This is a genomic window from Streptomyces sp. PA03-3a, assembly GCF_033792735.1.
Taxonomy (GTDB): domain Bacteria; phylum Actinomycetota; class Actinomycetes; order Streptomycetales; family Streptomycetaceae; genus Actinacidiphila.
Genome location: NZ_JARAVM010000070.1, coordinates 1 through 20,917, shown reverse-complemented (window position 1 = coordinate 20,917; position 20,917 = coordinate 1). Strand labels below are relative to the sequence as shown.

Annotated in this window: 16 protein-coding genes and 1 pseudogene; 10 read left to right on the top strand and 7 right to left on the bottom strand. The window is 72.9% G+C overall.

Translation table 11 applies throughout. The features are described from left to right. Positions 1-336: 336 nt before the first annotated feature. The 3 genes from PV342_RS39910 to PV342_RS39900 form a co-directional block, all read right to left on the bottom strand. Positions 337-1,158 (bottom strand): MBL fold metallo-hydrolase, encoded by an 822-nt coding sequence (locus PV342_RS39910; protein WP_400806996.1) that lies wholly within the window; start codon positions 1,156-1,158, stop codon positions 337-339. Between the two features lie 98 nt (positions 1,159-1,256). Next, positions 1,257-2,132, bottom strand: coding sequence for a glycosyltransferase family 2 protein (locus PV342_RS39905; protein WP_500321053.1), 876 nt, complete (start codon positions 2,130-2,132; stop codon positions 1,257-1,259). A 538-nt stretch (positions 2,133-2,670) separates the two neighbouring features. Beyond that, complete coding sequence (locus tag PV342_RS39900; protein ID WP_386996765.1) at positions 2,671-3,999, bottom strand: epoxide hydrolase family protein; 1,329 nt, start codon at positions 3,997-3,999, stop codon at positions 2,671-2,673. A 337-nt stretch (positions 4,000-4,336) separates the two neighbouring features. Between PV342_RS39900 and PV342_RS39895 the strand changes: the two genes are divergently transcribed. From PV342_RS39895 to PV342_RS39875, 5 genes are all read left to right on the top strand, one after another. Continuing rightward, a complete protein-coding gene (locus PV342_RS39895) occupies positions 4,337-4,774 on the top strand; it encodes a TIGR03618 family F420-dependent PPOX class oxidoreductase (protein ID WP_361014145.1) in 438 nt (145 codons plus the stop codon). Continuing rightward, positions 4,686-4,916, top strand: a complete 231-nt coding sequence (locus PV342_RS39890; RefSeq protein WP_386996762.1) for an SDR family oxidoreductase — start codon at positions 4,686-4,688, stop codon at positions 4,914-4,916. Before PV342_RS39895 ends, PV342_RS39890 begins: the two co-directional genes overlap by 89 nt. 68 nt (positions 4,917-4,984) lie before the next feature. Next, entirely contained in the window at positions 4,985-7,282 is a 2,298-nt protein-coding gene (locus PV342_RS39885) for an AAA family ATPase (RefSeq protein ID WP_500321050.1), read from the top strand. 80 nt (positions 7,283-7,362) lie between these two features. After that, a complete protein-coding gene (locus tag PV342_RS39880; RefSeq protein ID WP_500321049.1) occupies positions 7,363-8,151 on the top strand; it encodes an alpha/beta fold hydrolase in 789 nt (262 codons plus the stop codon). Between the two features lie 437 nt (positions 8,152-8,588). Next, positions 8,589-9,512: an NAD-dependent protein deacetylase gene (locus PV342_RS39875; protein ID WP_500321048.1), complete on the top strand. Its 924-nt coding sequence runs from the start codon at positions 8,589-8,591 to the stop codon at positions 9,510-9,512. Between the two features lie 81 nt (positions 9,513-9,593). On the opposite strand, the gene PV342_RS39870 is transcribed toward PV342_RS39875, so the two are convergent. Continuing rightward, entirely contained in the window at positions 9,594-13,136 is a 3,543-nt protein-coding gene (locus PV342_RS39870) for a S8 family peptidase (RefSeq protein WP_400806987.1), read from the bottom strand. Between the two features lie 716 nt (positions 13,137-13,852). Between PV342_RS39870 and PV342_RS39865 the strand changes: the two genes are divergently transcribed. Next, complete coding sequence (locus PV342_RS39865; RefSeq protein ID WP_400806985.1) at positions 13,853-14,422, top strand: RNA polymerase sigma factor; 570 nt, start codon at positions 13,853-13,855, stop codon at positions 14,420-14,422. Next, a complete protein-coding gene (locus PV342_RS39860) occupies positions 14,415-15,422 on the top strand; it encodes a CU044_5270 family protein (RefSeq protein WP_500321045.1) in 1,008 nt (335 codons plus the stop codon). Before PV342_RS39865 ends, PV342_RS39860 begins: the two co-directional genes overlap by 8 nt. Before the next feature lie 48 nt (positions 15,423-15,470). Here PV342_RS39860 and PV342_RS39855 read toward each other — a convergent pair whose 3' ends face one another. From PV342_RS39855 to PV342_RS39845, 3 genes are read right to left on the bottom strand one after another with little or no spacing between them, the layout of a single operon-like run. Further along, complete coding sequence (locus PV342_RS39855; RefSeq protein ID WP_400806980.1) at positions 15,471-16,064, bottom strand: hypothetical protein; 594 nt, start codon at positions 16,062-16,064, stop codon at positions 15,471-15,473. After that, positions 16,061-17,680, bottom strand: a complete 1,620-nt coding sequence (locus tag PV342_RS39850) for a sensor histidine kinase (protein WP_400806979.1) — start codon at positions 17,678-17,680, stop codon at positions 16,061-16,063. Before PV342_RS39850 ends, PV342_RS39855 begins: the two co-directional genes overlap by 4 nt. Further along, complete coding sequence (locus tag PV342_RS39845) at positions 17,677-18,366, bottom strand: response regulator (protein ID WP_329189665.1); 690 nt, start codon at positions 18,364-18,366, stop codon at positions 17,677-17,679. Before PV342_RS39845 ends, PV342_RS39850 begins: the two co-directional genes overlap by 4 nt. A 194-nt stretch (positions 18,367-18,560) precedes the next feature. Between PV342_RS39845 and PV342_RS39840 the strand changes: the two genes are divergently transcribed. The 3 genes and pseudogenes from PV342_RS39840 to PV342_RS39830 form a co-directional block, all read left to right on the top strand. After that, entirely contained in the window at positions 18,561-19,439 is an 879-nt protein-coding gene (locus tag PV342_RS39840) for a DUF3152 domain-containing protein (protein WP_500321043.1), read from the top strand. 160 nt (positions 19,440-19,599) lie between these two features. Continuing rightward, on the top strand, positions 19,600-20,340 hold the full coding sequence (cseB, locus tag PV342_RS39835) for a two-component system response regulator CseB (protein WP_400806975.1): 741 nt from the start codon (positions 19,600-19,602) through the stop codon (positions 20,338-20,340). A 1-nt stretch (position 20,341) separates the two neighbouring features. Then, positions 20,342-20,917, top strand: a pseudogene (locus PV342_RS39830) (two-component sensor histidine kinase); the annotation flags it as partial.

The window sequence follows — 20,917 nt, the reverse complement described above, 5'->3', positions numbered from 1 at the left end:
ATCGTGGCTCTCCTTGGTGCCGGTGCGACCCCATTGTGGCCGCCTTCACCACGGGGACGGAGCCGGCCGCGGGTTCTCGACACCACCGCCCGAGTCTTTCCGCGATTACTCCGGGGCTCTCCCGGGCGGGCCCGTCCGACGCGGCCCGCCCCGTGGCGGACCCTGGGGGACAGCGGAACAGGCCGCCGGCTGCCGCACTGCCCGTAGCGGCTCGACCGGGTCGCCCAGGATGAAAGCGACCGGTCGTCTTAACCGGTCCGGCCGGTCCCGCTGCCCGGGGCAGAAGCTACCAGAGCTAAATGTGGGATTTAAAGTCAGACGCCTCCGTACCGGCGGTCAGCGCACCGTGACCGAGTGGCTCAGGTCGATCCACTCGCCATTGCCCGCGGTGCGCAGGTGCCCGGCGAGGCCGGCGTCGTCGAAGGCCCGCTCGATGTCGGAGCGGGTCTCGCTGAAGTGCGCCCATCCGTCGCAGTGGGCGGCCACGACCACCGGCGACCCCAGGACCGAGGCGGCGGCGCCGGCCCGCTGCGCGGTGAGCGTCAGCGGCCGGCCGCGCATCTTCGACGGAACGCGCGCCGCGCCCACGAACAGGACGGCCACGTCCACGGGCGGCATGCGGCGGGCGATCTCCGCCACCACCGCGAGCGAGGCGTTGTCACCGCTGACGTAGACGGTGGGAAGCCCTTCCCCCGTCAGGACGAAGCCGGTGACCTCGCAGTTCACATGCCCCTGCTCGTCGCGCTCACCGTCGTCGGGCCCGTGCTGGGCGGGGACGGCGTGGACGGTGACGGTGCCCCCCGAGGGGCGGGGAAGCGTCACGCTCTCCCAGGCCGGCAGCCCCTGGGCCGGGGTGCCCAGGCGCCGCGCGGCCGCGGGGCCGGTCAGCACGAGGGGCGATGCGAGGGCGAAGGCGCGGCCCCGGGTGTCCAGGTTGTCGGGGTGCAGGTCGTGGCTGACGAGGACGGCGTCCACCGGTCCGAGGGCGTCCTCGCCGACGGCGGGCCCCGCGGTCTTGGTGAGGTACCCGTGATCGCCCGGATCGTCGAACGTGGGGTCCGCCACCAGGCGCAGCCCCCCGATGTCGATCACCGTGGTGGGGCCCCCGAGGACGCTGACCGCACCGGGGCGGCGGGCGGGACTGACCCGATCGTTCATGACGCACCTTTCCTGTCGGGTGTGTGGCGGAGGGCCTGTCGCGGGCCCCCTGCGATCACATCACACGGAGCGGCCGGGCCCGGCTCGGGCTCCACGGCTCACACCACCGGAGGCCTGCCCAGGGCGGTCATCCGCGCAACGGTGCGCCACCGCATGGGGCGCCGTGCGCCGCACGGCGTGCGCACACCCTCCAGGAAGCCGCCCCACCAGGCCCGGAGCCCCTCCGGCGAGGGCCGCCTGAGCACCGTGAGCACCGCCCACACCCCCAGGTACGCGGGGATCAACGGGGCGGGCAGATGCCGCTTGGCCAGCCACACGCGGTTGCGCGCCACCAACCGGTAGAACACCGCATGCCGCGTCGGCGACGTCCACGGGTGCTGCAGCACCAGCTCCGGCGCGTACCGGATCCGCCAGCCCGCGTCCAGCGCCCGCCACGCCAGGTCCGTCTCCTCGTGGGCGTAGAAGAAGGCGTCCGGCCAGCCGCCGATCTCCTCCAGCATCCGCATCGACAACCCGTGCCCGCCGCCGAGGAACGTCGTCACCAGCCCTCCGCGCATCGGGTCCGACGCGACCAGCCGCGGCACATGGCGGCGCTGGGTCCTCCCGAGTTCGTCCGCGATCCGGAACGACACGATGCCCAGCCGCTCGTCACCGCGGTACAGCTCGGCCAGCCGCCGGAAGACGTCGGTCGTGACCAGCAGCCCGTCGTCGTCGAGGTCGACCACGAGGTCGACGTCCCCGTACTGGCGCAGTCGCTGCAGAGCGACGTTGCGACCGCCCGCCACCCCCAGGTTCTCCGGCAGTTCCACCCGGGTCACCCCGTCCGGCAGCGCCGGCAGCGGCGACCCGTTGCCCACCACGACGACGCGGGCCGCCGGCAGGTCCTGCGCGGCGACCGAGGCCAGCAGCGCGTCGAGTTCGGCGGGCCGGTCGCCCATGGTCAGGACGGCGACCCCGACGCGCAGGTGGCCCACAGGTGAACTCCGTTCGTCCGGCAGTGGTGTCCGCGATGCTAACCGGCACGGGCGTCCACGGCCGCGACCTCGCTCCCGCCGGGAGAGCCGTGCCCGCGCGGACGGTGCGCCCGCGGTGCGCCGGGCGATGGCGCGGCAGACGGCACCGGGCGTGGTGCGGCCGTACCGGCCCCGACGCGAGCGCCGCCGCGCAGGCTGGACCATTCCGTACACGGCGGGCGGACGGAACGGACGCGGTCCACCTCACCGGGGACGCACGTCGCCTTCAAGAGTTGATGGCCGATCAAGCTACTTGCCCGTATTTATGTTCAATGTTCTACTTGTTTGCCCGAGCAAGTTTTGCGGGTGTGGGGACGCCTTTTGCTCGGATCATGGGGACGCGGCCTCGCGGTGATGAGCCACCGCGAGGCCGCACATGGCCCCCGCCGCCGATCCGCCGGTGATGCCACGGGGCATCGAGCGGCGTCCCGCCGAGGCGATCGCCGTGGTCGGGCCGGGACAGGGATCGAAGCGCTCGGACACGACCGCTTCCCCTCCGCTACTTGCCGGGTGCTCCGGGGTCGCGCAGGGCCGAGAACGCGGCACGCAGTTCCCGGGTGAAGATATCGGGGACCTCCCAGGCCGCGAAGTGCCCGCCGCGAGGAGCCTTGTTGTAGTAGATGAGGTCGTGGTAGGCGCTTTCGGCCCAGCTCAGCGGCGCCTGGTAGATCTCGCCGGGGAACACCGTGATGGCCGCGGGGATGGACACCGACACGGCGTTGAAGTTGTTGGCGTTGTTCTCCCAGTACAGGCGCGAGGAGGAGACCGCGGTGTTGGTCAGCCAGTAGAGGCTGACGTCGTCGAGGATCTCGTCCTTGGTGAGCACCCGCAGCGGGTCGCCGTCGCTGTCGGTCCAGGCGGCGATCTTGTCGTACATCCAGGCGGCCAGCCCGGCGGGGGAGTCCGTCAGCCCGTACCCCTCGGTCTGCGGGCGGGTGACCATCATCGCCGAGTAGCCGGAACCCGTCTTGTAGAAGGCGTTGAGCTTGTCGTACGCGGCTTTCTCGTCGGCGGACAGCCCGGCCGGGGTCGGGTCGCCGCAGGCGAGCTTCTTGGCGATGTCCGGCGGAACGGTGGCCGGCATGTTGACGTGGATGCCGATCAGCCCGGGGGGCTTCTGCGCCGCCATCTTGTCCGACACGACCGCGCCCCAGTCGCCGCCCTGGGAGACGTAACGCGTGTACCCCAGGCGCCGCATCAGCACGGCCCAGGCCCGGGCGATGCGGCTGGGGTTCCAGCCGGTGGTGGTGGGCCGCTCGGAGAAGCCGTAGCCGGGCATCGAGGGGATGACGAGGTGGAACGCGTCCCGCGCGCGGCCGCCGTGGGCGGTGGGGTTGGTGAGGGGGTCGATGACCTTCAGGAACTCCAGGACGGATCCCGGCCAGCCGTGGGTCAGGATCATCGGCAGGGCGTCCTTGTGGCGGGACCGGACGTGGATGAAGTGGATGTCGAGCCCGTCGATCCTGGTCTTGTACTGCGGAAGGGAGTTGAGCTTCGTCTCGATCCTCCGCCAGTCGTAGTCCTTGCCCCAGTAGCGCGCCAGCTTCTGCATCGTCGCCAGCTGGACGCCCTGGGACTGGTCGGGGACGGTCTCGCGGTCGGGCCAGCGTGTGGCGTTGACGCGCCGGAGGAGCTCGGCGACGTCCGCCTCCGGGATGTCGACGCGGAAGGGCCGGATGCCCGCGGCGTCCGCCGCCGCCTCCGTCTCCTTCGCGGCCCCCGGAGTCCGGGAGGCCAAGCCGAACGCCCCTGTGGTCGCCGCCGTCATCGCGGCGGCGGAGGAGAGCAGGATCTTTCGCCGAGAAAGCAGACTGGAAAAGTCGGGCATGGCAGATCTCCGGTCGTCCCGGTTCCCGGGAGGGAAGTCTCGTTGGCGTGCGCGCCCCTCATCGGTGACTGCGGGGAAGGCGGCACGGAATCGCCCTGACCCGGGGAGTGCGGGTGGCAGCCGATCCGATGGGCCGAGGTGAGGGCATTGCGACGAGACGAGACGCTATGGGGCGTTAGATCACCCTGCAACTCGGGAACCAGCCCGGTGCTCTGCTCCCCGGACGCCGCCGGGTGCGCTCCGTGATGACGTGTCATCGTGGTGCCGACGACACACGTCGTGGGTGCTCGCGCGGGTCGCCTCCGCGGCCCACGCCCGAGACCGGCAGGGGAACCGAGTGGCAACGTTGAACGACTTCGCGGAGCTCGCCCGCGCCGAACAGGGCCTCGGCGCGGTGTCGACGCTCCGAGCCGACGGGAGCATCCAGTCCTCCGTGGTCAACCTCGGAGTCATGCGGCATCCGCTCGCCGACGCCGACGTGGTGGCGTTCGTGACCTACGGCAGGGTCAAGCTCGGCAACCTCAGGGAGCGCCCCCGGCTCGCCGTGTGCGTGCGCTCGGGGTGGAACTGGCTGACGGTGGAAGGGGACGCCGAGATCATCGGCCCCGACGACCCGCATCCGGCGCTCGACGCGGACGGCACGCGTCTGCTGCTCCGGCAGATCTTCACCGCGGCCGGCGGCACCCATGACGACTGGGACGAATACGACAGGGTCATGGCCGCCGACCGCCGGGCGGCCGTCATGGTGCGCCCCGAACGGGTCTACGGCGTCTGAGCGTGGTGCCGGGGGCAGCCCGCTCGGACGCATCGGCGAGCCGGACGACGTCGCCGACGTCGTCCTCTTCCTCGCCTCCGACCAGAGCCGCTTCGTCACCGGCACGGAACTCTTCGTCGACGGCGGCACCGTGCAGGTCTGACGGGGCCGGTCCTTCCCGCCACCGGCGGCGGCCCGCGGCACCCACCGCGGCCCCGGTTAGGCTGGGGCGTGTCCCTCATCGGCCGTGACCAGGAGCTTTCAGAGATCGGGGCCCTCCTCGACCGGCTGCGAGCCGGGCTCGGCGGGCGCATCGTCGTCACCGGGCCGCCGGGGGCCGGGAAGACCGCGCTGCTGGCCGCCGCGGCGGAGCTGGCAGCCCGGCGCGGCATCCGGGTCGAGTACACCGGGGACCGCGCGCTGTCCGTGCCTCCCGTCACTCCGTACCGGCCGGGCGAGCCCGTTCTGCTTCTGGCCGACTCCGGATCGGCCGGCATCGAGCCCGCGTCCGAGCCCGCGTCCGAGCTGGCGCCGGACTCCGCGGCGCCCCCGGGGCCGCGGGCACTGCTGGCCGCCCTGCGGGAGCACACGGGGGACGGCACCGAGCTGAGGCTGGGCGGACTGCCGGGCACCGAGTTCGCCGTGCTCGTGCCCGGCCTGCCGCCGGACGCCGTCCACGCCCTGTGGCTGGTCTCCGGAGGGCTCCCCGGCCCCGCGCTGTCGCTGGCAGAACGGCTGAGGGGCCTCGGCGCGGACGTGGACCCGGTGGCGCACCTGGCGCTGACCGCCCCCTCGCGGGCGCAGTTCCTCGAACTCGACCTCGGTCTCGTCCGCGTGCTGGAGGCGGCCGCCGAGCGGCCGCTCGCCCCCGCGGTACGCGCCCGCGTACTGGCACGTCTCGCGCGCGAACTGCTCGCCGACAGCACAGCCGTGGCGCGCCGCCGTGACCTCGCGGACACCGCGCTCGGCCTGGCCCGCGCGTCCGGCGAACCGGGGACCGTCGCCGAGGTCCTGGACAGCCGGCTGCACGCGCTGTGGGACCCGGCCGCCACCGCCGAACGCCTGGCCACCGCCGAGGAGATCGTCGCCCGGGCCCGCCGGGCGGGTGACGCGGCGGCCGAGAGCCGCGGCCTGTTCTGGCGCTTCGTGGCGCACGCCGAGGCCGGTGACCTCGCGGCTGCCGAGGCGGCGCTCGGGGTGTACGCGCGCTCCGCGGAGCAGGCCGGGCACACCGACGCACGCGTGGTGGCACTCGCCCGGCAGGCGATGCTCGCCACCGTCCGCGGTCGGTTCGACGAGGCGGAGGCACTGGCCGACGAGGTGCTCGCCGCCGGGAACAGGGCGGGGGTGCGCGACACCGAGCGGCTGGTCGGCTCGGTACGCCACCAGCTGGCCGTCCTACGCGGCCGGACCGAAGCCCCCGTCGAACCCTGGCAGCGGATGGCCCGCAGGCTGCCCGGCCACTACTTCGAGGCCACGGCGGCCCGGGCGATGCTGGAGGCGGGCCGCGACGTCGAAGCCGGACTGGAACTGGAACGGCTGCTGCCCGAAGTCCTCTCCGGCACCGGGCCGCGCTGGACCGGCGCGCTCGCCGACCTGGCGGCCGTCGCCGCACGCATCGGGAGCCCGGCGGCGGCCGCCGCCCTGTACGAGGCGCTGCTGCCCTACCGGGGACGGCTGGTGGTGTGGGGCGGAGCCAACACGATCACCGGCCCCGTCGACGACTACCTGGGCCGCCTGGCGGCACGCCTCGACCGGCCCGCGGCAGCCGTCGGCCATCTGGACGCCGCCGAGGAGCTGTCCCGCCGGCTCGGCGCCCTTCCCTGGCTCGCGCTGACCCTGGCGGCACGGGCACAGGTCCTGACCCGGCGCGACGGTACCGCGGACCGGGAAAGGGCTGCGCAGGACGCGAAGGAGGCCCGGTCGATCGCCGAGCGCCTCGGCATGGACGGCCTGCTCCGCGCCCTGCGGCCGCCCGCCCCCTCCGGCGGCGCCTGGCACTGGGTGCTCGACGGACGCGACTGGCGGCTCCGGGCCGACGGCGAGTCGGCCCGGATACCCGACGGGCGGGGCCCCCGCTATCTGCGCGCGCTGCTGGCGGCGCCCGGCCAGGAGATCCCCGCCCTCGACCTGGTGGCGGGAGGTTCCGGTCTGGCGGCCCCGCCTGCCGATCCGCTGCTGGACGACACGGCCCGCGCCGCCTACCGACGGCGGCTCGACGCACTCGACGAACGGCTCGACGCGGCCGACCGGGCCGGGGACGTGGACGCCGCCGCGGCCGTACAGGCCGAGCGCGGAGCGCTCCTCGCCGAGCTGCGGCGCTCCGCCGGCCTCGGCGGCCGACCCCGGGCCCACGGCGACGAGGCGGAACGCGCCCGGGTCGGCGCCACGCGGGCCCTGTGGGGGACCGTGCGGCGTATCGAGGCCGCCGCCCCGCTCGCCGGCGCCCACCTGCGGGCGTCCCTGCGCACGGGCCGCCTCATGCGGTACCAGCCGGCACCCGGCGGTCCCGGGCGCTGGCAGGTGTGACGCCCGCCACGAACGGATCGTTCCCCCCGGGGCTACGCCTCCTGGTGTGTACGGCACGCACCCCAGGAAGGACACACCACATGAGTGACGGCGGAGCACCCTCGACATACGCGGGTCTGTGGGCGGAGCGCCGCGGCGGGCCGGACGGCCGGCCACCGCTCGTCCTGCTCCACGGACTGAGCTACGACCGTCACCGGTGGGGTCCGCTGCTGCGCGAACTCGAGGCCGTCGACCCCGCGCGGGAGGTCCTGGTCGTCGACCTGCCCGGACACGGGCAGTCGCCGTCGCTGGACCGCCACGGGCTCGACGACGTCGCCGCCGTGGTGCACCGGGCCGTGACCGAAGCGGGTCTGACCAGGCCGGTCGTGGTGGGGCACTCCATCGGCGGCGCCATCGCCACGGCGTACGCCGCGGCCCACCCGGCGCGCGGCGTCGTCAACATCGACCAGACCCTGCGTGTCGGCGGCTTCGCCGGCATGCTGCAGCGCAGCGGCGATGTGCTGCGCGGCCCCGGGTACGGCACCCTCTGGGACGGCCTGCTCGGCCGCATGGGCATCGACGGCCTGCCGCCCGAGGCCCGCGCCCTCGCCCGGCCCGACGCGGTCCCCCCGAAGGAACTGCTGCTGTCCTACTGGGACGAGCTGCTGACCACCCCGCCCGCGACGCTGGACGAGCGCAACGCCGGCCGGCTGGCGCGCATCGCGTCCCAGGGCACTCCGTACCACTACGTCACCGGCGCCGAGCCCGATCCGGAGTACCGCGCCTGGCTCTCCCGCGCCCTGCCCGACGTCACGATCAGCGTCCTGCCCGCCAGCGGCCACTTCCCGCACCTCGCCCATCCCGCGGAGGTCGCCCGCCTCCTGAGCTGAGGCGGCGGCGAAGCGGGAGCCGGCGAACCCGCCTGGGGCGCGAGTTCGGCGACGCGCAGAAGCCGTACGTCGGCTCCCGCCTCGGCCGCGCCGGCGGCGACGGTCTCCGCGAGACGGTGGATGGTGCCGGTCGAGGAGTAGGAGGCGACGGCGACGTCGGGCGTGTGGGGCATGCGGGGTCCCTTTCGGTGCGGCACGCCTGAGGGCGGGGCTTCGGCGACGTGCGCTTCGCGGGGCCGGGAGGCCCTCACGAGAGCTGCGTGCGCGAGCAGTGAAGTGCGGGATCCGGCGTCCGGGTATCGGGAACGCGACCTGCCGCCCGGGCCGTACGGGCCCTCCGCCGTCCCGGTGCCGGTGGTGCAGGGGACCTACGGCGCGGGGACCGGGCGCACACAGGGCACCACGGGTGAGGAAGGGCCGTTGCGTACTCTTGCGGCATGCGCATGCGCCCCACCTTGAGCTGGACCCCCACCGAGGACCTCCCGCCGGGCACCACGGACCTGGGGCCCGTCGCCGACGCGCTGGGCGGCGGCGGAGTGCTGGTGCTCACCGGCGCGGGCATCTCCACGGAGTCGGGCATCCCCGACTACCGGGGCGAGGGCGGGAGCCTGAGCCGGCACACCCCGATGACCTACCAGGACTTCGTCGGCAGCGTCCAGGCCCGGCGGCGGTACTGGGCACGCAGCCACCTCGGGTGGCGCACCTTCGGCCGCGCCCGCCCCAACGCCGGGCACCGGGCGGTGGCCGCGTTCGGACGGCACGGCCTGCTCTCGGGAGTGATCACCCAGAACGTCGACGGCCTGCACCAGGCCGCCGGCAGCGAGGGCGTCGTCGAACTCCACGGAAGCCTCGCCCGGGTCGTCTGCCTCTCCTGCGGTGACTTCAGTCCGCGCGGGGAACTCGCCCGGCGGCTGGAGGAGGCCAACGCGGGCTTCGAGCCGGTGGCGGCGGGCATCAACCCGGACGGCGACGCCGACCTCACCGACGACCAGGTGGGGGACTTCCACGTCGTGCCCTGCACGGTCTGCGGCGGCGTGCTCAAGCCGGACGTGGTGTTCTTCGGCGAATCCGTACCGCCCCGGCGGGTCGAGCACTGCCGCGAGCTGGTCCGGGGGGCGGCCGCGCTGCTGGTCCTGGGCTCCTCACTGACGGTGATGTCCGGGCTGCGGTTCGTCCGTCAGGCCGCCGAGGCGGGCAAGCCGGTACTGATCGTCAACCGGGACGCGACCCGCGGCGACCGCCACGCCCTCACCCGGGTCGCGCTCCCGCTGGGAACCGCCCTATCCTCCGTGGCGGAACGGCTGGACATCCCCGCCGGCGGACCGCTCGACGGCCGGGAAGCGGCTCCGGCGAGCCTGTGACGGCGGCCGGTCCGTCCGCGGTGGACGTACCACCGCGGACGGACCGGCCTGCTTGTCGCGGGTCCCGGCAACGGCCGCGCCTCAGCCCAGGCCGAAGGCCCGGATCACGGTCTGCTTCACCGAGTTGCCCGCATCGTCCTTCGCGCTCGCTCGCAGCGACACGAAGGACGCCTTGCCCGGGGCGTCCAGGCGGAACCGCCCGTCACTGCCGCGGGCGGCCTTGTGCCACGTCCGGCCGTCGTCGTAGGACAGCTCCAGGCCGACCGCGCCGATCTTGCCGGCAAGACTGGCGCCCGACAGGTGCGCGGCGGTGACGGAGAGGCCGTCGTGCCGCCCGGCACGCCCCGCCGCGTCGGTGCCGATCCGGTAGTCGAGCTGCACCAGCGGCAGCACCACGGTGACGCCGTCGGTCGGCTTCGCCGACGTGAAGTCCCACTCGGTGTGGGTGCGGGAGGAGTACGGGGTGTACGGCACGTCGCGCTCACCGGTGACGACCAGCTTGTACGGCAGCTTGCGGGCGCTGGGGGCGTCGCCCCAGACGGTCGTGAAGCTCCCCTGGCCCAGCTGCTCGGTGCCCTGGTACAGGGTCTGCTGCTGGGTTCCGGCCGGGTCCTGGTTCCATCCGACGTGGTCCCGGCTGCCCCAGGCCGGGATGTCGATGTACAGCTGGTCGCCGTTGCGGCTGGGCGGCAGGTTGTTGAAGAAGGTGTCGTTCAGGAAGGGGCGCTGGATCGGCTTGAACCACTCCTCGGACTGCCTGCTGCCGGCCTGGTAGGCGGCCTTGGCTCCCTCCTCGAAGCCCAGGTACTGGACGTATGCCTGCTGGTGCCAGCTGACGCCGGTGGTGGACACCCAGTCGGTCCGCTTCCCGTTCGCGGGCTCCGGCATGAGGGGGCCGGAGGACCAGTCGACGCCGTCGAGCCACTCGAAGCGGAACTCGCCGGCGGCCACGTCGTGCTTCGGGCTCGCGAAGTCGACGTCGATCCGGGCCAGGTTCTTGGTATCGCCCTTGACCGCCATCTTCGAGGGGATCTCGTTGTGCCAGGCGTGCGCGAGGTCGTACACGTACGGGCTCGCCGTCTCGGAGTCCACGGTGACCTTGGCAGCGCCACCCTTGACCTGCCGGATGAGCTCCTCGCCCGCTTCGGTACCGAGGAGGCCGACGTCGAGCGGGATGGGCCGCTCGCCCAGCGGCGCGTAGGAGCGCAGTGGGCGGCCGTAGCCGCTCTCCACGACCAGCATGAGCTTCGCGCCCGCGGCGATCGCGTTGGCCGCCTGGTCGAACTCGTTGACACCGTCGTCGCTGTGGCGGACCACCACGGCCTTGCCGCGTGCGTCGAGGCCGGCGAATTCCGTGCTCGACCCCTGGCCGGCGAAGACCAGCGGCAGCTTGTAGGTGCCTGCGGCCAGCGGGGTGATGCCCTCCTGGCGCAGGATGCCGGTGAACTCGGTCGTGCGGGTGGAGACGGCCAGCGCAGGCTTCTCGCCGCGCCACCGGGCGGTCAGCCGGAAGTCCCCGTGGGTCACCTTGTGGGTGGTGGGCTGCGCCCAGATGCTGTCGTAGTACACGCTGTCGGCCGACAGACCCGACCTGACGCCGTTCATGACACGGTTGTAGCCCAGCTTCTGGAACGTCACGTCGCTGCGCTGCGGGGTGGTCATGTCGATGCGCTCGGCCTTGGTGGCGTCGAACGTGACCGTGGTGTCACGGTCCACCATGACGTCGGGGTCACCGAGCAGGGCCAGGCCCTTGGAGTGCGGACCGCCGACGCCTTGGACCTCCTGGAAGGAGAGCACCGAGTACACGTCGTCGGGCACGAGGAACTCCCCGGTGCCGGAGGGGCCGACGCCGATCAGGAGGGGGTCCTTGTCGCCCGCCCTGAGCAACCAGACGTCGCCGAACGTGGGATCGCCCTCGGAGTCCTTGAACGTCAGCGTCAGCGTGTGCATCGTGGCGAAGCCGAGGGAGACGGCGGTGTGCGCCACGGCCCTGCCCGCCGAGTCCGTCGCGAGCACCTGGCCCGAGTAGTGGTTCTCGGCGGTGCCCGCGGAGCCGTCGATCGCCACCGTGACCTCGGCGGTGCCGTGCGCCGGAACGACGACGCGGGAGGCCGACAGAAGGAACATCCCGGCCGGCGCCTGCGGCGCGTCGACGGACAGCGTGAGCGCGACCGGCGCGTCCGTGATGTTGGTGTACGTCACCGGACGCCGGAGGGCGCCTTCGTCCTCGTCCTGGGCGGCGTAGGCGGTCGCCGAGGCGAAGACTCCGGCCATCGCCGCCGCCGCGACGTCGAGCCGGCCGCTGCCGGCCTCGAAGGCGTCGTACGCCGGGGTCTGCCGGGAGCTGCTGGCCAGCAGGTCCTTCAACTGGCTGCCGGTGAGCTCCGGGTGGGCCGCGGCGAGCAGGGCGGCGGCGCCCGCGACGTGCGGGGTGGCCATCGACGTGCCGCTCATCGACTGGTAGGAGCCCTGGTCGTTGCCCACGAACCGGGAGTTGGCAGCGAGGATGTCGACGCCGGGGGCGGTGATCTCCGGCTTCAGCGCACCGTCGATGCGGGGGCCCCTGCTGGAGAAGGGGGCCAGGGCGTCGTCGGAGTCGACCGCACCCACGGTCAGTGCCGAAGCGGCTGTACCCGGTGTGGAGATGCTGTCCGGTGCGCCCGCGTTGCCGGCGGCGACCACGAACAGCGCGCCGGTCTGGGCGCTCAGCCGGTCCACGGCCAGGCTCATCGGGTCGGTTCCGTCGGAAACCCCGGCACCGAGGCTCATGTTGATGATCTTGGCGTGCTGGTCTACGGCCGCCCACTCCATGCCGGCCAGGGCGAAGGAGATCTGTCCGCTGCCGGTTCGGTCGAGCACCTTGCCGATTCGCAGCCGGGCGCCCGGAGCGACGCCCTTCTCCTTGCCGCCGGAGGCCGCACCGGTGCCGGCGATGATCGACGCGACGTGGGTGCCGTGTCCGGCGCGGTCGTCGGTGTCGTCCTCCTCCGGCACGAAGTTCTGCCGGGTCACGATGCGGTCCGCCAGGTCCGGGTGGCCCGCGTCGACGCCGGAATCGAGGACGGCGACGTCCACGCCCTGCCCGGTGTCGCCGCCCTGCCAGACCTGCGGGGCACCGACCTGCGCGGTGCTGTCGGCGAGATCGGCGTGGATGGGGGCGTCGAGCCAGATGTGCGAGATCCCGGCACCGAAGGACGGCTTGGCGTCCTTCGTGCGGGCGCCCTCGTCGGTCGCCGCCCCGGCGACGGACTCCCAGAAGTCGTCCGCGCGGGAGCGGTCCGCGCTCAGGGCGGCGCCCTGGATGCTGTCGAGGCTCCGTACCCGCTTCGCGCCCTCGGGCACCGCGGACGCGCGACGCGCGGCACCGGCCTGCGTGTAGGAGACGATCAGCGGCAGCCGGTCGCGGTGCACGTCGTCGTAACCGTCCGCGATCAGGTCCGTGATGTTGAACAGCTGCCGGTCCAGGGTGCCCTGGGCCAGGAAGGGCAGGACGGACTCGGGGTAGACGTACAGGTCGTCGTTCGACGTCAGGATGCGCGTCCGCGCCGGCAGTCCATCCGCGCCACGGACGGTGACGGTGCCGCCGGGCGGGCCCTCACCGCGCGCGACCTGACTGGTCGTCACAACGTCACCGGTGATCAGTGTGACGGTGTGGGTACCGGCGGGCACACGGTCCGCGGCGGACGAGCGCGCGGGAGCGGGAACTCCGGAAGGGGCGGCGGCCTGAGCCGTGATGGGGCTCGTCAGTGCGAGGACGGAAGCTCCGGCGATGGCCGGCACGCTCCAGCGTCTGTGGTGTCTCTTCAAGGTGTCCCCGGGTAGGGTCCGGGCAGAGGACGATCACCCTCCGCCGTACAAGGGCGCCAACCGCGGCGGGTTGGAAGCACCTGGGCTGGGTGATCATATGCACGTCTGAATTCGCTGTGAAGAGTGGTGCTTCTTCGTTGTGAACCATGTGGAGACGATGTGGCGCACCCCGGAGCGCCGACGGCGGCGGGGACCGTCGATCCGCCGCGGGCCGGACGAGACCCCGGCGTGGCATTGCCCGGGCAGCAACGGCCTTACCTGTACGGTTGATTGGCGCCCTTCTCCGGTGGCCTCCGCGGTGCGACCGGAGAGCCGTCGACCGGTGAGAGGCTGTCAGGGTTGCCGTGCCGGGGTGTGAGCCATGTGACACTGTTCGCGCTGCGGAGACAGCGCCTGACCCTCGACACTTGAGTCTCCCGCGAAACGGGGAACCGCCCTCCCGAGACGCCCGCCCTCACAGCCCCCGCCGAAAGATTCGCGGCGCGACCTGTAAGAAGGTGCCGCGACCGGACATAGACAGGGGTGGAGGCGATGTGGACACAACAACCGATGAGCAGCGCTTCACCCGCGTGTACAGGGAGACCTACGCTGCGGTCGAGGCGTATGTGCGTCGCCGTATCCACCCCGACCGGGCGAGGGACGTGGTCGCCGAAGTCTTCCTGGTCGCCTGGCGCAGGTTCGACGAGGCTCCCGTGGCGGACGCACTGCCGTGGCTCTACGGGGTCGCCCGCCGGACCCTGGCCAACGTCCACCGGGCCGACCAACGGCACGTGGGACTGACGCAGGTCCTCGCCGCCCAGCCGGGACGACATGTCGAGGACCACGCCGGGGCCGTGGCCGAGCGGCTCCATCTCGCGGAGGCCTTCGACGGCCTGAGCGAGAGCGACCGAGAGGTACTGCGACTGGCGTTGTGGGAGGAGCTGGCTCCGAAGGACGCGGCTCGGGTCCTCGGGTGCACATCGGCCACGTTCCAGGTCCGCCTGCACCGGGCGCGCAGGCGTCTGCGACGACGAGTGGCCTCGACCGGGGAGGCCGAGGCGCCGTCACGCGGCACGCGGGCCACCATGCTGCCGGAGACGACAGGGGGTGGTCGCGATGCGTGACGCCGACGATGATTTCCGGGCCCTGGACCCCGTTGCGGGCCGCGCGGAGTTGCTGACCCGATCCGAGCGCGGCGCGTTGCTGGAGCGGATCCTGAGGACCCCGCGCGAGCATCGGGCAGCAGAGCCCCGGCGCTCCGCGCCGCGCACATGGGTGCTTGCCGTCACCGTCGCGGCCGCGGCAACGGCCGTCGCTGTCGTCGTCCCCCAGATGCCGGGCCCGACGGCGCAGCCCGCCCATGCGGTGACACCGGAGCCGCTGGCACTCCACCGCCCGGACAGACCGGCCGCGCGCGTGCTCGAGGCGCTGGCGCGCAAGGTCGAGAAGCTGCCGGATGATTCGCCGGCGGGCGGTACGGAGCGCTTCGTACAGGACAGTTGGTCCCTGTCGACCCGCGTCGATGGCATCCAGGTGACGTCCGCGATCATCCCCGAGCGGAGGGTGACGTGGAAGGAGCCGGACGGATCGGAGAAGTGGCGGGTCCGCTCGCTGGCACCGCGGTTCCGGACCGCCGAACAGCGCAGGATCTGGGAGGAGGGCGGCTCTCTGGGGAGTGAGGCGCAGGAGCAGTCGGACTCGACGGGCCCGGCCGATCCGGCGGATCCCCGCCACCGTGAACCGCCGTCCGGCGTCGCTGGAATGGAGCGCTGGCTGCGCGCGGGCTACGAGACGCACGGGTCCGGCGAACTCTTCGACTCCGTCGCCGAGCGCCACATCGACAACAGCTTCTCCCCGCGACAGCGAGCAGCACTCCTGCGGGTCGTGGGCGCCGCGCGGGGTGTCGAGTACCGCGGGGTCGTGACGGACCGTGCGGGCCGATCAGGGGAGGCCTTCTCCGTGGCCACGGCCTACGGTGGCCTTCCGAAGGTGCAGACCCTCGTGTTCGACCCGCGCACCGGCACGTTGCTGTCGTACGACGAGCAACTGACGAGCGACGCCGGCGCCCTGAACGTGAGGGTCCCAGCAGTCGTCCTCTACATCGACTACCTCGAGGGCGGGTGACGAAGGCGGCCGCCGCACGGTCGCCGCCGCCCGCCGAGGCCGTCCGGGCTACCGGGCAGCCTCGGGGCACGAGCCGGCCGTCTGCGTCCTCGACCAGCCGTTCCCCACCGCGTGCACGGTGCGTGCCGGGGACCCCGGGTCGGTGGCGGGCGGTGGCTCGGAGGAGCCTCCCGTGCCGCCGATCACGGCCGTAGAGGGCAGCGCGGCGAGCGTGACGTCGACACCGGACACCGTGCACGCCAACTGCAGCATGGCCGTGTGGCTGAACGGCGTGGCTTCCTCCGGGAGCAGGACGTAGACGGTGCTGCCGGACCCCGCCTTGACCTGCGGTCCGATCTTCAGAAGGGGCAGTTCCGTGGTGACGGTCGCTCTCTCGTCCACGTTCGGCCCGGCGAACAGCATGCGGACGGCGTCCTGAACGCTCGCCGGGGCGGTCGCCTTGCGCGCGTAGGCCCTCAGCTTGCCGTCCTCCAGGAAGTAGAGGGAGACGAGGACGGGCTTCGCGCTCAGCGGGGCGGGGGAGGACATACCGGTCGCCGCCTCGCCGGCCTCGATGACGCCGGACGGGGGGACCCCGCAGGCCGTCAGCGTGAGCGCGGCCGTGAGGCCGGTGACCAGTGCCGCGAGGCGCGTGCGCTTCACCGGGCACCCGCGCCGGCGTCGTCGTCGGCGGGCCTGCCGTCGGGCGCGGAGTCGCGGTGCAGGGGGAGTTCGACGGTGAACGCCGCGCCCCCCCAGGGCAGGTTGGCGGCGCTGACCCGGCCGCCGTGCAGGTGCGCGTTCTCCGCCGCGATGGCCAGGCCCAGCCCGCTGCTCGCGCTCCTGGCCCGCGTGCTGTTCGCCTTGTAGAAGCGTTCGAAGATGTGCGGCATGGCTTCCTCGGCGATCCCCGGTCCGTTGTCGGTCACTTCGATGACGGCCCACGCCGCGCCCGCGGGACCCTCCCTTACGCTCATGGCCAGCCGCACCGGCGGCTCCCCGTGCCGCAGCGCGTTGCCCACCAGGTTGGCCAGGACCACGTCGAGCCGCCGCGGATCCACCCGGGCCCGGAGCACGCCGGGCGGGGGCAGATGCGTCTCCACCCGGCCCTGCCACCCCCGGGCGGCGAGGGTGTGCTGTGCGAAGTCGGCCAGGTCGATCTCGTCCAGGTTGAGTTCCGCCGCGCCCGCGTCGAAGCGGGAGATCTCCATCAGGTCGTTCACCAGCACGCTCAGCCGGCTGGTCCCCTCGCTGATCAGCCGCAGCGCCTCGCCGGTCTCCCGGTCCAGGCGCAGCGCGTTCTCGTCCAGCACGTCGGTGACCGCAGACATCGCGGCCAGGGGAGTCCGCAGTTCGTGGGAGACGTCCGCGACGAAGCGGCGTGCCTGCGCCTCCATGCGGCGCAGTTCCGCGACCGACCGCTCCAGTTCGGCCGCGGTGTGGTTGAAGGACTGCGAGAGGTCGGCCAGTTCGTCGGATCCGTTGACGGTCAGCCGTACGTCGAGGTGCCCTTCGGCCATCAGGCGCGTCGCCCCGCGCAACGCCCGTACGGGACGGAGCACACCGCTCGCGGCCAGCAGCGCCAGGACGACGGCGAGGCCCAGTGCCACCAGGGTGGCGTGCTCGATGGCGCTGACCATCGCCTGGACGTAGGCCTGTTCGGTGTCCTGCGGCACGACCAGGTACATCACGAGCCCGGAGAGCCTGGACTCCATGCCCTCGCCGTCGGTGTAGGTGACCGGCATGCCGACGACGAGCCAGGGGCGCCCGTTGTCGTCGACGCGCTGGAACACCGCGGCGCGCTTCGTCGCGACGGAGCGGCGCAGTTCCGGCGTGATCTTGTCGAAGTCCGCGCTCGGTGCGGAGGCGCGGAGGTTGCCGTAGGTGGCCAGTACCCGCCACCCCTGGGACTGGTTGGCGCGCAGCACGTGGTTCACCGCGACCTCCAGGTCCGACTGGTCCGGCCGCAGGGGGGTGTTGACGGCCAGGTCGTTGACGCCTGCCCGGAACTGCCGGATGACGGTGTCCTGGCTCTGCTGCAGCACCCCCCTGCGCGCCTCCCGGAAGGTGACGGCTCCGGTGCTGAGGGCGCCGGCCATGGTCACCAGGACGAACGCCACGACCAGGCGTGAGCGCAGCCCCCGCAGCGGAAGAGGGACCTTCGCCAGGGCCTTCCGGTGGAAGCGCGTCCACCTCGGCCCCCGGACGCCGGCGGTCGTCGCGGCGGCCTCCCGGTCCCGGACGGCCCGGTGCGCCCGTGCGGATTCCCGGCGGCTCACGCGGTGCCGAAGCGGTAACCGAAGCCGCGTACGGTCTGGATGTACCGGGGGGCGCCGCCCAGTTCACCGAGCTTGCCGCGCAGCCGCTTCACACAGGCGTCCACGAGCCGTATGTCGCCGTAGTAGCTGTGCTCCCAGACCGCTTCCAGGAGTTGCTGGCGGCTGAAGACCTGTCCGGGCGAGGCCGACAGGGTCAGCAGCAGCCGCAGTTCGGAGGGGGCGAGCGCGACGGGTTCACCGCGGTGTGTCACCACGAGCCCGGCCCGGTCGACGACCAGCTCCCCGTGCGACTCGGCCCTGGGCCGGAGGGTGTCGGAGACCGACGCGTCCTGCCGGCGCAGCACGGCGCGTATGCGCGCGTCGAGTACACGGGCCTGCACCGGCTTGACCACGTAGTCGTCCGCCCCGGCCTCGAGGCCCACGACCACGTCGATGTCGTCGCCCTTGGCGGTGACCATGATGATCGGCACCTGGTCGCGCTCCCGTATGCGCCGGCACACGTCGAGGCCGGAGATTCCCGGGAGCATCAGGTCGAGCACGACGACGTCCGGACGGAAGGGGCGGAGCTGTTCCAGTCCCTCCTCGCCCGTTCCGGCGGCGAAGACGTCGTGCCCCTGGTGCCGCAGCCCCAACTGGACGGCCTTGCGGACATCTGGGTCGTCTTCGACAATCAGGACTCGTGGCACCTCGCCAGTGTAAGCAGATCCCGATCGGCGGCCGTCCCGGGAAAGGGCAGCTCACGGGAGCTGTTACAGAAGGGTCATACCCGCGATGCGAGGTGGCCCTTCCGATCGGCAGGGGGTCCCGGGAGAGCGCTCGTTATCGTTTCGTGATGGGCCGGGCTCATGGCGATCATCTCGGATGACCAGGTTGAGCTGCCATGGATTCATCCCACCGTGCCGGACGCCACCGCACCTCGCGCGGCCACCGCACCTCGCGCCGCCGGCGGCGCCGTCCGCGCCGCCGGGTCAGGGGCTATCTGGTCGCCACGCTGGTGGTCGGCGGACTGCTCGGCTCCGCCGCGTTCTTCCTGGACGAAGGGCCCGGCGACGCCTCGGGCGGTGCGCGGCGGCCGCGGAGCGTGGTGAAGGTCACCCCCACTCCCTCCCGTCCTCCCACACCCACACCGACGCCCACTCCGAGCACGAAGCCGAAGCCGAAGCCGACCCCCACCGAGATCGACGTGCCCGCGACGGGCAGCGGCACGTTCGTCACCGCGCGTGCCGGCGGAGACAAGGTAGGGCGCGGACCGCGGCCGCTTCGCTACGTGGTGAGGGTCGAGACCGGCCTCGACATCTCGCCGGCCCAGGCGGCCGAGGAGATCGCCGACATCCTCGCCGCCCCCCGCGGCTGGACTCACAACCCGGCCTACGCGTTCCAGTTGGTCGGCGCGGGACAGCCCGCCGACCTCACCGTGAGCATCGCGACAGCGGGCACGGCCGACGCCCTGTGCTGGGCGGGCATCAAGCAGGACACCCGGGGCGAGTACAACTGCGAGGTCCCCGGCGGGGTCGTGGTCAACCTCAAGCGGTGGGTCGAGGGATCGCCCACGTTCGAAGGGTCGATCCACGACTACCGGGCGCTGATCATCAACCACGAGATGGGGCACTTCCTGCAGTACACGCACACGACGTGCGCGGGCCCCGGGCAACTGGCCCCCGTGATGATGCAGCAGATCAAGGGCCTGCACGGGTGCGTCTCCAACGCCTGGCCGTACGACAGGAACGGTCACTTCGTCACCGGGCCGCATGTGCCGTGAACCCTGGGGCCTCTGAGCGTGGTGGGGCGGCTGTGACGTGAAGGCTCCGCTGATACACGGTTGACGCATGGCCGAGCGCCGGCGGATGCCCGGCGCGGATCCGCCTCGCGCATCATGGAGAGCCTGTACCTGCGTCCGATGGGAAGAGATGTCGGTTTCCATGACAGAGGCGGCGGCCGCCCCGCCGCCCGTGGCGGTCCTGCTCGTCGAGGACGACGAGGTGATCCGCCGGTCGGTCTCCATGGCGCTGGAACGCTACGGCTACCGCGTCACCTCGGCCGCGGACGGCCTGACCGGCCTCGAACTGTTCCGGGAGGGCCGCCACGACCTGCTGCTGCTGGACGTGATGCTGCCGGGCCTGGACGGGATCGGGCTGTGCCGCAGGGTCCGGGAGACCAGCATGGACCCGATCCTGATGATGTCCGCGCGGGGCGACGCCCTGGACGTGGTCTCCGGCCTGGAGGCGGGCGCCGACGACTACGTGGTCAAACCCGTGGACACCGCGGTGCTCGTGGCCCGGATCCGGTCCCTGCTGCGGCGGGCGACCTTCACCCCCGTCGCTCCGGCGCCGTCGGACCCACCCCCCGCGGGACCGCAGGCCCGGCCGCAGGACCCCGGGCGGCTCGTCTTCGGTGACCTGGAGATCGACACCGCGGGTCTGGAGGTGTCCCGGGCCGGCACACCGGTCGCGCTCGCCCCCACCGAACTGCGGCTGCTCCTGGAGTTCGCCGCGAACCCCGGTGTCGTGCTGGACCGGAACACCCTGCTGCGCAACGTGTGGGACTACGGCTGGGACGGCGACAGCCGCGTGGTCGACCTGTGCGTGCAGCGGCTGCGGAAGAAGGTCGGCGCCGAACGCATCGAGACCGTCCGCGGTTTCGGCTACAAGTTGCGGCGCTGAGGTGGACACCGTACGCGACCTGCTCAACTGGCGTTCGCTGCGCTGGAAGACCACGCTGCTCGTCGCCGTGGCCTGCTGCGCGATCGCGCTGACCGTCGGGGTGCTGGTCCACCGCAGCACGCTGGCGCGGTCGATGAACGACGGGGGGGCGAAGGCCACGGCGGAGCTGGACCGCGCCGTGGAGGACGCCCGGCGCGACGGCGGGCCCCCCGAAGGGCTGGAGACCTCGCCCGCGGCGATGCCCGCCGAACTGCTCGACCGGCTGCGGCACGGGCCGGGGCCGAGCACCGGACACGCCACCTGGTACGACGGCGACGGCCCCGGCGACCACCCGCGGATGTGGGCGGCCCGCATGGACGGGGACAGGCCGGTGGCGATCGCGATCGACATGACCTCCGACCTGCTCACCCGGCGCGCCCTGGACCGGCACATGTGGAAGTACTCCGTCCTCGCGCTGGGCGTCGTGCTGCCGCTGACGGCGCTCGCGGCCGAGCTGCCGCATCGCAGGCTGCGGCGCGTGGCGCGGACCGCGCGCCGCATCGCGGCCGGTGACCTGGCCGCGCGGACCGCCGACGGC

What these genes read in the sequence shown, in the direction of transcription:
- PV342_RS39910 (WP_400806996.1), bottom strand. Translation starts at nt 1,158, where the DNA reads ATGAACGATCGGGTCAGTCCCGCCCGCCGCCCCGGTGCGGTCAGCGTC.
- PV342_RS39890 (WP_386996762.1), top strand. Translation starts at nt 4,686, where the DNA reads ATGACGACTGGGACGAATACGACAGGGTCATGGCCGCCGACCGCCGGG.
- cseB (WP_400806975.1), top strand. Translation starts at nt 19,600, where the DNA reads ATGACAGAGGCGGCGGCCGCCCCGCCGCCCGTGGCGGTCCTGCTCGTC.
- PV342_RS39875 (WP_500321048.1), top strand. Translation starts at nt 8,589, where the DNA reads ATGCGCATGCGCCCCACCTTGAGCTGGACCCCCACCGAGGACCTCCCG.
- PV342_RS39900 (WP_386996765.1), bottom strand. Translation starts at nt 3,999, where the DNA reads ATGCCCGACTTTTCCAGTCTGCTTTCTCGGCGAAAGATCCTGCTCTCC.
- PV342_RS39860 (WP_500321045.1), top strand. Translation starts at nt 14,415, where the DNA reads ATGCGTGACGCCGACGATGATTTCCGGGCCCTGGACCCCGTTGCGGGC.
- PV342_RS39840 (WP_500321043.1), top strand. Translation starts at nt 18,561, where the DNA reads ATGGATTCATCCCACCGTGCCGGACGCCACCGCACCTCGCGCGGCCAC.
- PV342_RS39880 (WP_500321049.1), top strand. Translation starts at nt 7,363, where the DNA reads ATGAGTGACGGCGGAGCACCCTCGACATACGCGGGTCTGTGGGCGGAG.